Genomic DNA, 13,932 nt, shown 5'->3' with positions numbered 1-13,932 from the left:
GTGCCGGTGCCGTACAGGTCACACGTACAGGAAGCCGCCCGGGACGGTGGCGGTTCCGAAGGCCGTCACCAGGGTGACGGTCGCGGTACCGGCCACTCCGGGCGGAGTGACGCCGGTGACCGTGGTGGCGGTGGCGACCACGGCGGTGGCGGGAACGCCGTTGAACAGCACGCCCAGCACGCCGCCGAGGTTGGTGCCGTTGATGGTGAACGCCGTACCGCCGGCCGCCGGTCCGGTGGCGGGAACGATGTTGGCGGGCACCGGCGGGGGCGGGGCCACGAAGTAGGTGAACCCGCCCGGGACGACGGCGATGCCACCGGGGCCGGTGAGGACTACGGCGACGGTGCCGCCGCCCGCCGGGCCCGCCGGGGTGATGCCGGCCAGTTGGGTACCGGCGGGGTTCACGGCCACGATGGTCCCGGGGATACCGGCGAAGGTGATGCTGGTGACCGTGTTCAGGTTGGTGCCGTTGATCACGAACACGGTGCCGCCGGTGGTCGGGCCCACGGCCGGGGTGATGGAGGTGGCGGTGGGCGCGGGCGGCGCCACGTAGGTGTACGGCTGGCTGTTGCTGGTGCCGGAGGTGGTGGTGACGAGGACCTGGACGGCCCCGGCCGCGTGCGGCGGAGCGATCACCACGACGGTGTTGTTGCCGTTCTGGCTGACGATGGCGGCGGGGATGCCGCCGAAGGTCACGCTGATGACGTTGTGCAGGTTCACCCCGGTCAGCTGGACGACGTTTCCACCGCTGGTGGGGCCCGAGTTGGGCACCACCGACAGCAGCAACGGCGGGCCGACCGGCGTCGGGGGCCAGGGCCAGTAGCCCGCGGTGGGTGTGGCTGCGGACACGAGATCGGTCGAGGTCATGATCAGTCCTCCCCGGGAAGGGTCAGGTGAGGTGCACTGGGCGCACGCAGGCCGACAGCGGAGGAAAGGAAAACTGATGGGCCGCCGAGCGGGGCGCAGGAGCGGTGCACTGATGAGGCGGGAGTAACGGGGCGAATGCCCGGCTCCTGGATGGCTGACGAGGTATGGGGCGGCCTCGATGCCACGTTTCCAGTTATCCACGCTCACCCGTCTCGCTCAAGACCTCAGAACAGCCATCACTCGTTTGGCGCATACGGGCTCGCACAGTGGCGCATTCATACGACAAACGCTCGGCTATTCGGGGGAATCCGCTGACGGAGTATCGCCTGTGAGGGCCCGCCGTGCTTGTAATAAATGACATCGCACCGACAGGGATCGCACCGACAGGGGACGATCCGATGAGCCTTGCCGCGTTCCTTCTCGCCCTCGGCACCACCTGCCGTATCACCCGCTTCATTACCAAGGACACCCTGGCGGCGGGTTTCCGGATGTGGGTCGCCGACCGGTTCGGTGACGATTCTCCGGTCACGTATCTGGTCAACTGCGGCTGGTGCACCAGCACATGGGTGGCCGGAGCCACCGCCGCGTATGCCTTCTCGCTGGACACCACCGGGTGGTTCCAGATCCCGGCCACCGCCCTGACGCTTTCCTATCTCGCCGGTGTGGCATCGCGGTGGCTGGACTGACGCGATGGAAAGGAAGGGCACCCATGGGCTGCAACTGTGGCGGCGGATCACCGCGGAGAGTCGTCCTCTACCAATTGACGCTGCCGGACGGCACGGTCCGCCGCTACGTCACCTACCAGGAAGCCGAGGCGGCCAACAAGCGTGCCGGTTCCACCGGAGTGATCAGCACCGTCACCCAGTGAGGGCCCGATTGTCAGTGCCGTCCGGCAGACTGCGGAGCGGCGCCGTGCTGGGCGCGCTGGGGTTCCGGCGCGCGCCGGAGCGGGGCTGGGAGCCGGTCCCGGAGGTCACGCTGTGGGCGTTCACCGTGCGGGTGCAGGTGCCGCCGACCGTCACCGCAGCCAGCCGCGCTCGCGCAGCGCCTCGGTGAACGTGGCGTACGAGGCGTCGAGGGCGGCCTGCTCGCGCGCCTCCGGTGCGACGTCCCGGCCGGGGCGGACCATCGCGGCGGCGCTCGCCGTGAGGTCCGGATGGAGCGTCCCGGCGGCGGCCAGCAGGGCGGCGCCGAAGGCCGTTTCGGCGTGGTCGGCGACGCGCAGGGGGCGACGGAGGACGGTGGCGCGGATACGGGTCCACAGCGGGCTGCGGCTGCCGCCGCCCGCCGCCCACAGCGGCCCCTCGACCGCCACCCCCAGCTCCGCCGCCCGCTCCAGCGCGAGGCGTTCGAGGAAGGCCACGCCCTCCAGCGTGGCGCGGTGCCGGTCGGCGTCGTCGGCCGGAGTGCCGAGGACGAAGCCCCGGGCCGCGCCGCTGACGAACGGGAAGCGCTCGCCCTCCCGGCGCAGCGGATACGCGACCACGGAGGCCGGGCCTCGGTCCGCGGCGGCGCGGTCGAGCGCGGGCAGTCGGCCGGACGGGAGGTGCGCGAGGGCCTCGCCGCCGGTGCTGGAGGCGCCGCCCGGCAGCCACCAGCCGTCGGGGTGGCGGTGGCTGTAGAGCGCGCCGGAGGGGTCGGCGACCAGGTCCCGGGTGACGCCCTTGAGGACGTAGGTGGTGCCGAGGATGCCCACGAACTGCCCCGGCCGCACGGCCCCGGTGGCGAGTTGTCCGGCGCAGCCGTCGGTCATGCCGAGACGGACCGCGCAACCGGCCGGGAGCCCGGTCTCCGCCGCAGCTTCCGCGCACACCACGCCGACAGGGGTGGCCGGTGGCCGGACGGACGGCAGCCACCGGGCCGGTACGCCGAGCGCGTCGAAGACCTCGCCGGGCCACTCCCCGGCGCGCGCGTCGTAGCCGCTCTTGAGCGCGTGGGACCAGTCGGTGGCGACGGGCCCGCCGGTGAGCCGCCATGCGACGAGGTCGGGGGTGTGGAGGATATGGCGGTCGCGCGCGACCGGCCGCGAGCGCCCGGCGGCCTCATGGGCAACATGCCCCTTCCCATGGGCCCGGTGCCCAAGGGCATGCGCCTGCCGATCCACGTCCGCCAGCCAGGCGATGCGGCCGAGGGCGGCCGTCGGGGCGACCGACAGTCCGAGGGCCCGCCAGCGCGGCGCGCCCGCCTCCTGGGCGCGGGCGTTGAGCCCGGCGGCGCGGCGGTCGTCGTACATCAGGGCGGGGCCGAGGGGTTCGCCCCGGCCGTCCGCGAGGACGATCGTGCCGGAGGTGGCGGCGACGGCCACTGCCACGACCTCCCGGCCGCCCGCCGGAAGGGCCCCGGTGGCCTGGCGCAGGGCCGCCGCGACGGCGGGCCACCAGGCCGTGGCGTCCTGTTCGCTGCGGCCGCCCTCGCCCCGGCGCGGGGGCGGGAGTTCCGCGCCGCCCCGCGCCCGTACGCGCCCGTGGGCGTCGGCGCACACCACCCGCACGGCCGCCGTGGCGATGTCGATCCCCGCGACGACCTCGGCCCGGTCGGACATCACGTATCACGCCTCTCACAGGGGGAGTTAAATTAACACTGGTGGCGTTAAGAAGGGCCGGGCGCGATCCTCACATCCGTACGCTCCCGCCACTCCCCGACCAGCCGGGCGTCCGCCCCGCCGTCCACCACCAGATGGTCGAAGTCGGCCAGCGGGCGCAGCCGGTGCAGCGCCGTGCGCCGGGTCTTGGACGCGTCCATCAGCAGCACCGTGCGGGCGGCGGCGGCGAGCATGGCGCGTTTGACCAGCACCACGTCCTGCTCCTGGTGGTACGTGGCCGACGCGTCCATGGCCGAGGTGCTGACCAGCGCCAGGTCCACCGACAGCGCCGCGATCGCCTCCGCGCACGGCACGCCGAGGAAGGAGTCATGGGTGTGCGAGTACTCCCCGCCGAGCCCGATCAGCCGGATGCGGGGCACCCCGGCGAAGACCTCGATCACCTTCCGGGCGTTGGTCACCACCGTCAGCGGGGCGGACTCCACCAGCAGCCGGGCGAGCGCGAGGGCGGTCGTGGAGTCGTCCAGCATCACCGACATCCCGGGCTCGACCAGCTCCGCGGCGGTGGCGGCCACCGCCTCCTTCTCGGCCCGGTGGGCGCCCATCCGGTAGGCGAGGCTGGATTCGAAGACCGACGAGGGCAGGGCCGAGACCCCGCCCCGGAACTTGCGCAGCACGCCGAGCCGGGCCAGTTCGTCCAGGTCCCGGTGCACGGTCATCAGGCTGACGCCGGTCAGTTCGGCCAGCTCCGCCGCGGTGGCGGTGGAGTGCGCGAGGACGTGTTCGGTGATGGTCTGTCTGCGGGCGTCCTGGGAGCGGGCCGCGGTCATGGGCGGGACTCTCCCGTCATGCCGCCGGTCGACGCGCTGTCCGTCGGCACGTTCAGGGAGCGCAGCGCCGTGCGGTCGCCGTCGATGCCGATCTCGGTCACCGCCGCGTTGTCCAGCCGGGGGAAGACCGTGCGGTAGCGGCCGACGGGGATGCCGAGCAGGGTGCACAGCGCCGCCCGCAGCAGGCTGTTGTGCGCCACGACGAGCACCGTACGGTCCGGATGCGCGGCGGCCAGCCGGCGCAGGGCGACGACGGCCCGGGCCGCGGCCGCACCGGGCCGCTCCGAGCCGGGGAAGGCACCGGTCTCGGGGTCGTCGCGGAACGCCCGGACGGCCGCCGCGTCCTCCGCCTCCATCTCGGCGAGGGTGCGGCCCTCGCCCCATCCGAAGTCCATCTCGCGCAGGTCCTCGACGACTTCGGGGACCAGGGACAGCGCGGTGGCGGCCGGTCCGGCGGTGTGCCGCGCGCGGCCGAGCGGGGAACAGGCCACCGCGTCGATCCCACGGCCCCGCACCCAGTGGGCGAGGGCCCGCGCCTGCCGGTGGCCGCGCTCGGTCAACGCGATGTCCGAGATTCCGGCGTACCGGTTCTCCGCGTGCCACACGGTCTCCCCGTGGCGTACGAGCAGCAGTCGGGCGGTCATCCGGGGCTCCCCTGCGTCGGCCAGTGTGTGCGCCATTGCCTCATCACGTATCGAGTGTTAAATCTAGCATCGCTGATGTGATGGAGCACCGAGTTCCGGAGGGCGGCAGGCCATGCGCGCGATCATCGGAGTGGATGTCGGCACCTCCGTCACCAAGGCCGTGGCCTTCGGCCGCGACGGGGCCGCCCTCGCCTCCGCCGCCCGCCCCAGTCGACTGGACCGGCTTCCCGGCGGCCGGGTCGAACAGGACCTGGAGGACGTGCTGCGCACGGTCGCCGAGGTGGTGCGCGAAGTGGCCGCGGCGCTCCCCGGCCCGCCCGCCGCGCTCGCGCTCACCGGCCAGGGCGACGGGCTGTGGCTGCGCGACGAGGCGGGCCGGGCGGTGCGTCCGCCGATCTCCTGGCTGGACGGCCGGGGAGGCGGGACCGTCGCCCGCTGGCGCGCCGACGGCACCCTCGCCGCCCTCTACGCCCTCACGGGCTCCGGGCTGTTCCCGGGCTGCCACGCCCCGCTGCTGCGCTGGCTGGCCGAGCACGAGCCGGAGGCTCTGGAGCGGGCGGCGGTCGCGGGCTACTGCGTGGACGCCGTCGCCCAGCGACTGACGGGCGTCATCACCGTGGACGCCTCCGACGCCTCGCTGCCGTTCCTGGATGTCACCACCCGTACGTATGTGCCGGGCGCCCTGCAGCTGTGCGGACTGGCCGACCACGCCCGGCTGCTGCCCCCGCCCGCCGCGCCCGGCGGCGTCCTCGCGCTGGACGACGAGGGGGCCCGGCTGACCGGGCTGCCGCCCGGACTGCCCGTCGTCTCCGGCCCGTACGACCTTCCGGCGTGCGCCATCGGCAGCGGGGTGCGGGACGTGGGCGACGGACTGCTCACCGTCGGCACCACGCTGGCCTGCCAGGTGCTCACCGACCGCGCGGCGGTGGACCCGGCCGCCGATCCGGCCGGGATGTGGCTGTGCACCCCCGACCCGGACCGCTGGCTGCGCGCGATGCCCGCGATGGTCGGCACCGCCGCGCTGCGATGGGTGCTCGATCTCACAGGGACGACCACGGCCGAGTTGGACGCCCTGCTCGCGCAGAGCCCGCCGGGCGCGAACGGGGTGACCGCGCTGCCCTTCCTGTCCGGCGCCGGGGAGCGCGCCCCGTTCGTGGAACCCGCCGCCCAGGGGCGGTTGGACGGCCTCGGCCTCGCCACCACCCGTGCCGACGCCGTACGGGCCGTCTGCGAGGCCATCGCCTACGCGGCCCGCCACTGCCTGGAGGCGGCCGGGCTCTCGGGGCGGCTCGCGCTGTGCGGCGGAGGCGTACGGTCCGCCGCCTGGACGGAGATTTTCGCCCATGTGATGGGTCACCCGGTGGTCGTCCCGGACGAGCCGGAAGTCGGCGCGCGGGGCGCCGTCGCGGTCGCCTGGCGGTCGCTGGGCGACCCCGTGGACGCGTCCCACTGGCGCGCCGCTTCCCGTACCGTCGAGCCCCGGAGCGAGCTTCTCGGCGCCTACGGGGACGGCTACGCGGGCTACCGCGAGCGCCTCGCCCGTGCCCTGGACGAATGGCGGACGAGCGGTCCGGGAAGCTAGTTTTCCCTGGGATTCCAGCGCGGCCAAAGCCGACGCGACTAGCACATTTATGCGAATCCACCCAGCTGACGACACAACATCTGGGGGCGCGTGCGCAGCGCGACACAAGATGTATGCTCGTGCTCGCTGTCGCCGCAGGGGAATCCGGTGCGAATCCGGAACTGTCCCGCAACGGTGTACGTGTGCGCTTTCGCGTACCCGTGAGTCCGATGACCTGCCGACGGCCGTCTGCATACGTCCGGGCCTCGCGGGTTGGGTCGATGGACGCTGCGCGGTGTGCCCTGAAGCGGAATCGGCATGCCCGTGAGCGGCCATCGCGCACCGCCCTCGAAGGCCCCCAGCCGAGCGAGGGAGAACACTTCAGTGACCATCGCGCCCGCCGATCCGGTTTCAGAGGCAACGGACTTCACGGCAGCGGCCGACGCGCCCGGGACCGCCCTGCTGCGGACCCTGACGGCGCTCACCGCCGACCTGCCCGCCACCGACCCCGGCAGGGTCGCGGCCGCCGCCCTGCGCGGCCGCCACCCCGGTTCGGACGAGGCGGAGTTGCGTTCCCTGGCGACCGAGGCGTCGGCCGGGCTCATCGGCGAGGAGCCGGAGTACTCCAAGCTCGCCGCGCGGCTGCTGACCCGCGCGATCGCCGATGAGGCGGCCGGGCAGGGTGCGGACTCCTTCTCCGCCTCCGTCGCCGTGGGCCACCGCGAGGGCCTGATCGCCGACTCCACCGCCGAGTTCGTCACCACCCACGCCGCCCGGCTGGACGCGCTGGTCGACCAGGCGCTGGCCGACGGCGCCGACGACCGCTTCGGCTACTTCGGGCTGCGCACCCTGCACAGCCGGTATCTGCTGCGCCACCCGATCACCCGTCAGGTCGTCGAGACCCCGCAGCACTTCCTGCTGCGGGTGGCCTGCGGGCTCGCCGAGGACCTGTCCGAGCGGGCGGTGGGCGACGTCGCCGAGCTGTACCGGATGACCAGCACGCTGTCGTACCTGCCCAGCTCCCCCACGCTGTTCAACTCCGGCACCCGGCACCCGCAGATGTCGTCCTGCTACCTGCTGGACTCGCCGCTGGACGAGCTGGACTCGATCTACAACCGCTACCACCAGGTGGCGCGGCTGTCGAAGCACGCGGGCGGCATCGGCCTGTCGTACTCGCGCATCCGCGCCCGCGGTTCGCTGATCCGTGGCACCAACGGGCACTCCAACGGCATCGTGCCGTTCCTGCGCACGCTCGACGCCTCCGTGGCGGCCGTCAACCAGGGCGGCCGGCGCAAGGGCGCGGCCTGCGTCTACCTGGAGACCTGGCACGCGGACCTGGAGGAGTTCCTGGAGCTGCGGGACAACACGGGCGAAGAGGCCCGCCGCACCCACAACCTCAACATCGCGCACTGGATTCCGGACGAGTTCATGCGCCGGGTCGAGGCGGACGCCGACTGGTCGCTGTTCTCGCCGGCGGACGCGCCCGAGCTGGTCGACCTGTGGGGTGACGAGTTCGACGCCGCGTACCGGAAGGCCGAGGCGGAGGGCCGGGCGCTCAAGCAGGTTCCGGCGCGCCAGCTGTACTCCCGGATGATGCGCACCCTCGCGCAGACCGGCAACGGCTGGATGACGTTCAAGGACGCCGCCAACCGCACCGCCAACCAGACCGCCGAGGCGGGCCGGGTCGTCCACTCCTCCAACCTGTGCACCGAGATCCTGGAGGTCACCAACGACGGCGAGACGGCCGTCTGCAACCTCGGCTCGGTCAACCTCGCCGCCCACCTGGGCGAGGGCGGCGAGATGGACTGGGAGCGGCTGGACAAGACGGTCCGGACCGCCGTGACCTTCCTCGACCGCGTGGTGGACATCAACTTCTACCCCACCGAGGAGGCCGGGGCGTCCAACTCCCGCTGGCGCCCGGTGGGTCTGGGGCTGATGGGCCTCCAGGACGTCTTCTTCCGGCTGCGGCTGCCGTTCGACTCGGCCGAGGCGACGGCGCTCTCCACCCGGATCTCCGAGCGCATCATGCTCGCCGCGTACGAGGCGTCCTGCGACCTCGCCGAGCGCCACGGCCCCCACCCGGCCTGGGCCGAGACCCGCACCGCGCGCGGCGTGCTCCACCCGGACCACTACACCGGCGCCACGGCCACCTGGCCCGAGCGCTGGGAGGCTCTGCGGACGCGGATGGCGACGACCGGCATGCGCAACTCGCTGCTGCTGGCCATCGCGCCGACCGCCACCATCGCCTCCATCGCGGGCGTGTACGAGTGCATCGAGCCGCAGGTCTCCAACCTCTTCAAGCGCGAGACGCTCAGCGGTGAGTTCCTCCAGGTCAACAACTACCTGGTGAACGACCTCAAGAAGCTCGGCGTATGGGACACCCAGACCCGTGACGCGCTGCGCGAGGCCAACGGCTCGGTCCAGGACCTCTCCTGGGTGCCGCAGGAGGTACGGGATCTGTACCGGACCGCGTGGGAGATCCCGCAGCGCGCCCTGATCGACATGGCGGCGGCCCGCACCCCGTACCTCGACCAGAGCCAGTCGCTGAACCTCTTCATGGCCGCGCCGACCATCGGCAAGCTCAGCTCGATGTACGCGTACGCCTGGAAGCGCGGCATCAAGACGACCTACTACCTGCGCTCCCGCCCGGCGACCCGGATCGCCCAGAGCGCCCGCGGTGGCGCCGCCACGGCCGCCGTCCCCGTCCCCGGCACCCCCGGCACCGTCCCCGCCCAGCAGGCGCCCGCCGACGACGAGGCGGTCGCCTGCTCCCTGGAAAACCCCGAGTCCTGCGAGGCCTGCCAGTAATGCCCACCGCATCCGAGATGACCACCGCGACCACCGCGACGGATCACACCAAGAACCTGCTCGACCCCGGGTTCGAGCTGACCCTGCGGCCGATGCGGTACCCGGAGTTCTACGACCGCTACCGGGACGCGATCAAGAACACCTGGACCGTGGAAGAGGTCGACCTCCACTCGGACGTCACCGACCTCGCCAAGCTCTCCCCCGGTGAGCAGCACATGATCAGCCGACTGGTGGCGTTCTTCGCGACCGGCGACTCGATCGTCTCCAACAACCTGGTGCTGACGCTCTACAAGCACATCAACTCCCCCGAGGCGCGGCTGTACCTGTCGCGGCAGCTCTTCGAGGAGGCCGTGCACGTCCAGTTCTATCTGACCCTGCTGGACACCTATCTGCCCGACCCGGACGACCGGGCGGCGTCCTTCGCGGCCGTCGAGAACATCCCCTCCATCCGGGAGAAGGCGGAATTCTGCTTCCGCTGGATGGACTCGGTGGAGAAGATCGACCGGCTGGAGTCCAGGTCCGACCGGCGCCGCTTCCTGCTCAACCTGATCTGCTTCGCGGCGTGCATCGAGGGGCTGTTCTTCTACGGCGCCTTCGCCTACGTGTACTGGTTCCGCTCGCGCGGTCTGCTGCACGGCCTGGCGACCGGCACCAACTGGGTGTTCCGGGATGAGTCCATGCACATGGAGTTCGCCTTCTCGGTCGTGGACACCGTCCGCGAGGAGGAGCCCGACCTCTTCGACGACGAGCTGGAGCAGCAGGTCACCGACATGCTGAGGGAAGCCGTCGAGGCGGAGCTCCAGTTCGCCCACGACCTGTGCGGCGAGGGCCTGCCCGGCATGAACACCGAGTCGATGCGCGCGTACCTGGAGTGCGTGGCCGACCAGCGCCTCGCGCGCCTCGGCTTCCCCGCGGTCTTCGGCTCGGAGAACCCGTTCTCCTTCATGGAGCTGCAGGACGTCCAGGAGCTGACCAACTTCTTCGAACGCCGCGCCTCGGCCTACCAGGTCGCGGTCGAGGGCTCGGTCTCCTTCGACGACGACTTCTGATCCCGGCGTAAGCGCAAGGGCCGGACCCCTCCCGGGGTCCGGCCCTTTGCCGTATGCGGTGAGCGCGGTCAGTCGTTCGGGACCGTCTCGTAGCGCGCGGTGCCCTCCGCCATCTGCCGGAGCACGTCCTTGCGGTCGCGCTTGGAGAGGCGGTCGATGTAGAGGTAGCCGTAGAGGTGGTCGGTCTCGTGCTGGAGGCAGCGCGCGAAGTAGCCGGTGCCGCGCACCGCGATCGGGTTGCCCCCGGCGTCCTGGCCACGGACCACCGCGTAGTCCGTGCGGGCCAGCTCGCAGTAGGCGGTGGGGACCGACAGGCAGCCCTCGTTGGAGTCGTCCAGGACGCGGCGGTCGGCGGGCAGCTCCTCCAGCACCGGGTTGCAGACCACGCCGACGTGGCGTACGCCCTCGTCGTCCATGCAGTCGTAGACGAAGACCTTGCGGTCGACGCCGATCTGGTTGGCGGCCAGGCCCACGCCCTCCGCCGCCCGCTGGCTCGCGAACATGTCGTCGATCAGCGCCGCGAGCGTCTCGTCGAACTCGGTGACGTCCTGGCACTCCTTGTGGAGCACCGGATTCCCGACGACGGTGATCGGGCGGGCGGTGCCGCGCTCGCGGTAGGCGCTCTCGCGCTCCTCGCAGTCCTCCGTGTCCACGACGAACTCGTCGTCCACCTGCTGCTTCGTGGTCCCTTGCTGCGACATCGTCCGCCGTACGCCTTCCTTCAACCGTGATGCGTCGCCCTACAGGGTACGGCCCGCCCGGAGGGCCGGGGGATCAGCGGGGGATCAACGGCCCTTTCCGGGCATTCAGCAGACCTCTTCCAGGTCCCGCCACTCCCGGGTGTCCGGGCTGTCGGCGACCCAGCCGTCCAGCAGCCCCCGCACCAGCCCGCTGGGCGCCGCGATCCCGCATTCGCGCTCGGCGACCCACAGCGAGCCCGAGCCCGCCGTACGGTGCCCCAGCGGGCCGGGGTGGCCGGGCTCGCTGTGGTCGTGCGGGTCCAGGTGCTCGCCCTCGCCCTCGTCGCTCGGCATCCGGCTCTCCGAACAGGAGCGGCACAGCAGCCGCACCGACGACGACCAGTCCTCGGCGGCGAAGCCCGCGTCGGCCGCCAGCCGCTCCAGGGCGTCCCGGTCGGCCTCGGTGGCCGCCTCCAGCAGCACCACCCAGGTCGGCACCGGGGACGGCGCCCACAGCTCGATCTCGTCGAAGACGGGGTAGGCCGGGCCCGCGGAGGTCACCCGCTCACCGTGCGGGACGCCGTCGTGCAGCACCACCTCGCCCCAGCGCCGCCCGGAGGACGGCAGCGGGATCGACAGCACCTCGATCCGGGCCGGGTCCAGTCTGCGGCCCCAGACCACCTCGGCCTCGCCCTCGGGCGAGAGCCGCACGGCCGCGCTGCCCAGCTCCATGCCGAGCGGCTCACCGGACGCGGACGCCTCGCCGGGCACCTTCAGCCCGTACGCCTGCCAGGCGCGGCGGGCCAGCGGCCAGTCCTGGAGGGCGGTCGCGGCGATGCCCACGTTCCACCAGTCGGGGGCGCCCGACTCGCGGTCCAGCAGCGCCACCGCACGCAGCCCGGCGGCCCGGGCCTGCTCCCAGTCGTGCCGGAACTTGTGCAGCAACGCGAGGTTGAACCAGGACTCCGACAGCCACGGCTCCAGGTCGGCGGCGCGGGTCAGCAGCGCGCCCGCGTCCTCGTACCGGCCGTCGCCGATGAGCGTGAACGCACGGTCCGTGGCCTGCCGCCATGAGGCGGACGGCCGGTGCCGTACCTTGCCGAAGATCTTCACGATTCCCGCCTGCAGGTATCGAAGTAGTCCCGTACCAGAGCCTTGCGCGGACGGCGTCGCCCTCCCCGGAAGACAACCTGCCACACATCCACGGACATCTCAGCCCAGCCCCTCACCCTTCGGCCGGGATGCGATGCCCTCCACACCTCCTTGCCACCGGCCATCGGCCCGACACCCCTTCTCTGGCATCCAACCATGCCTCTTGGGAGACCCGCTCATTACCCGCGAGTTCCGAATTCCTCACCACATTCCCCGCCGGGTTGCCCGCCGAGTTCCTCACCGGGTTGCCCGCCGGATTCCTCATCGGGTTCCTCCCCGGGGGCGGTCGTACGCCGGGCGGGACAGCACTGTCGCCAGCGCTTCGACCACCGCCGGATCGAAATCCCGCGCGGTGGCCAGCCGCAGCCGCTCCAGGGCGCGCAGCGGGGCCGCGCCCCCCTGTCCCGCGGCCGCCGGGCCGCCCGCCGCCTCGGTGTACGCGTTCACCGCGCGCACGATACGCGCGGACAGGGGCTGTTCGCGGTACGGGTCCGCCTGCTGTTCGACGATCACCGCGACCTCCGCGGGCACCCCCGTCTGCCGTACCACGGCACCGCCCAGCAGCGCGATGCGGCGCTGCTCGGCGCGGGTCAGCGGCTCGGTCGCCCCGGCCGGAACCGGGTCCACCAGGGACAGCTGCCCGATGTCGTGCATCAGCGCCGCGTATTCCAGCACAGTCAGGGCGGGCTCGGAAAGCCCCAGCTCACGGCCGACCGCCCGGCTGAGCCCGGCGACCTTGCGGGCATGTCCGGCCGGGGTGTACCCGGCGATCTCGGTCGAACGGGCCAGGGAGGCGATGGTCTGCCGACAGGTGGCCCGGATCGCGGCATAACGGCGGAACGAGTACTGGATCAGCAGCGGCGGCAGCGCCAGCACCGGCAGCGCCCACAGCCCGGCGACGGCCACCGTGAGCGCCATCACCACCCCGGTCGCGCAGATCGCCGACCCTATTCCGCTCAGCGCCCGCAGCTCGTCGCGGAGCAGCGGCCCGTACGGCCACCCGGTGCGGGCGCGGGACAGGGCGGCCGCGAGCACCGCGTCGCACAGCGCGGTCAGGGCCAGCACGCCCAGCAAGTAGCCGACGAGGGCGGGGCCGTGCCCCAGCCAGAGGCCCAACCGGCCGGTGTGGTGCAACGGTTGGAAGCAGGTGGCCGCGAACGCCACGGTCAGCACCCGGCGGGCGGTATGGCCCGGGTCGGCCGGGCGCCCGAGCGCCATGCGCGGCACCAGGCCCGTCAGGGAGGCCGCCACGACGACGGTGACGACCTGGAGCACCCCATGGCTGGTCGGCTCCCCGCCCAGCTGCCCCAGCAGGGCGTACCCGAGGGCGCCCGCGGCGGCGAGGGGCGTCGGCTCCCCGCGCTGCTCGTGCGACCCGCTCGCGCGCGGGAGCGCGGCCGGGGCGTCACCGCACCGGATGGCTTCCCCGAGGGCGATGAGCAGCCCGAACGCGAGCGCCGCCCCCGGCTCCCGTATCCCGTGCCACTCGGTCCAGACGAGCGCCACCACGGCGAGCACCCCGGCGGCCCCGTACACCGCCCGGAGGGTGATCCTGCCGCTTCGACGGGTCGCCGGGCCGGGGGTGCCCGGGCGCCCCGCGCCCCGGGCCCGCCGGACCGCGCGCGCGTGGGCGTCCGCGAGCCGCGCGAGCCCGCCGGACGCCCGGGCGGGGGCGCGACGGGTCCCCCCCGCGCCCCCCCCCCGCCCCCGTGCGGCCCCCGCCGCCCCCCACCGGGCCCGCGCCCCGTCGGGCCCCGGCGGCGGCCGACAAGGCGGCAGCCGACCACCGCGCCCCACGTTCT

At 73.0% G+C, this 13,932-nt stretch carries 12 protein-coding genes and 1 riboswitch; of the genes, 5 read left to right on the top strand and 7 right to left on the bottom strand.

All coding sequences use genetic code 11. The features are described 5' to 3' along the window. Positions 1–18: 18 nt before the first annotated feature. A complete protein-coding gene (locus ABZ370_RS22325) occupies positions 19–867 on the bottom strand; it encodes an IPT/TIG domain-containing protein (RefSeq protein WP_358623593.1) in 849 nt (282 codons plus the stop codon). A gap of 398 nt (positions 868–1,265) precedes the next feature. Between ABZ370_RS22325 and ABZ370_RS22320 the strand changes: the two genes are divergently transcribed. Both ABZ370_RS22320 and ABZ370_RS22315 read left to right on the top strand, forming a co-directional pair. Next, complete coding sequence (locus ABZ370_RS22320) at positions 1,266–1,553, top strand: hypothetical protein (RefSeq protein ID WP_358623590.1); 288 nt, start codon at positions 1,266–1,268, stop codon at positions 1,551–1,553. A 23-nt stretch (positions 1,554–1,576) separates the two neighbouring features. Then, entirely contained in the window at positions 1,577–1,735 is a 159-nt protein-coding gene (locus ABZ370_RS22315) for a hypothetical protein (RefSeq protein WP_358623588.1), read from the top strand. 150 nt (positions 1,736–1,885) lie between these two features. Here ABZ370_RS22315 and ABZ370_RS22310 read toward each other — a convergent pair whose 3' ends face one another. The 3 genes from ABZ370_RS22310 to ABZ370_RS22300 are packed head-to-tail and all read right to left on the bottom strand — an operon-like array spanning position 1,886 to position 4,880. Further along, complete coding sequence (locus ABZ370_RS22310) at positions 1,886–3,409, bottom strand: FGGY family carbohydrate kinase (protein ID WP_358623585.1); 1,524 nt, start codon at positions 3,407–3,409, stop codon at positions 1,886–1,888. Positions 3,410–3,456: 47 nt separating this feature from the next. Then, entirely contained in the window at positions 3,457–4,236 is a 780-nt protein-coding gene (locus tag ABZ370_RS22305; RefSeq protein ID WP_358623583.1) for a DeoR/GlpR family DNA-binding transcription regulator, read from the bottom strand. Next, complete coding sequence (locus tag ABZ370_RS22300) at positions 4,233–4,880, bottom strand: histidine phosphatase family protein (RefSeq protein WP_358623581.1); 648 nt, start codon at positions 4,878–4,880, stop codon at positions 4,233–4,235. The genes ABZ370_RS22305 and ABZ370_RS22300 overlap by 4 nt, the downstream gene beginning before the upstream one ends. Before the next feature lie 112 nt (positions 4,881–4,992). Here ABZ370_RS22300 and ABZ370_RS22295 point away from each other — a divergent pair, with 112 nt between their 5' ends. From ABZ370_RS22295 to ABZ370_RS22285, 3 genes are all read left to right on the top strand, one after another. Beyond that, positions 4,993–6,462: an FGGY-family carbohydrate kinase gene (locus tag ABZ370_RS22295; RefSeq protein WP_358623578.1), complete on the top strand. Its 1,470-nt coding sequence runs from the start codon at positions 4,993–4,995 to the stop codon at positions 6,460–6,462. A 96-nt stretch (positions 6,463–6,558) separates the two neighbouring features. Further along, a riboswitch (cobalamin riboswitch) is annotated at positions 6,559–6,699 on the top strand. 126 nt (positions 6,700–6,825) lie between these two features. Then, the gene (locus tag ABZ370_RS22290; protein WP_358623576.1) at positions 6,826–9,249 is read left to right on the top strand and encodes a ribonucleoside-diphosphate reductase subunit alpha; all 2,424 of its coding nucleotides are present in this window, start codon (positions 6,826–6,828) and stop codon (positions 9,247–9,249) included. 17 nt (positions 9,250–9,266) lie between these two features. After that, positions 9,267–10,298 carry a ribonucleotide-diphosphate reductase subunit beta gene (locus tag ABZ370_RS22285; protein WP_358623573.1) on the top strand — a complete coding sequence of 344 codons (1,032 nt, stop codon included), beginning with the start codon at positions 9,267–9,269 and terminating at the stop codon, positions 10,296–10,298. 68 nt (positions 10,299–10,366) lie between these two features. On the opposite strand, the gene def is transcribed toward ABZ370_RS22285, so the two are convergent. The 3 genes from def to ABZ370_RS22270 form a co-directional block, all read right to left on the bottom strand. Beyond that, positions 10,367–10,999: a peptide deformylase gene (gene def / locus ABZ370_RS22280; protein WP_358623571.1), complete on the bottom strand. Its 633-nt coding sequence runs from the start codon at positions 10,997–10,999 to the stop codon at positions 10,367–10,369. Positions 11,000–11,104: 105 nt separating this feature from the next. Further along, the gene (locus tag ABZ370_RS22275; protein ID WP_358623568.1) at positions 11,105–12,091 is read right to left on the bottom strand and encodes a hypothetical protein; all 987 of its coding nucleotides are present in this window, start codon (positions 12,089–12,091) and stop codon (positions 11,105–11,107) included. A 300-nt stretch (positions 12,092–12,391) separates the two neighbouring features. Beyond that, positions 12,392–13,681, bottom strand: coding sequence for an HD domain-containing protein (locus ABZ370_RS22270; protein WP_358624097.1), 1,290 nt, complete (start codon positions 13,679–13,681; stop codon positions 12,392–12,394). Positions 13,682–13,932: the final 251 nt, after the last annotated feature.

Origin of the sequence: Streptomyces sp. NPDC005962, from assembly GCF_040629205.1 — a bacterium.
Lineage (GTDB): Bacteria > Actinomycetota > Actinomycetes > Streptomycetales > Streptomycetaceae > Streptomyces.
This window is presented reverse-complemented; position numbering and strand designations above follow the sequence as displayed.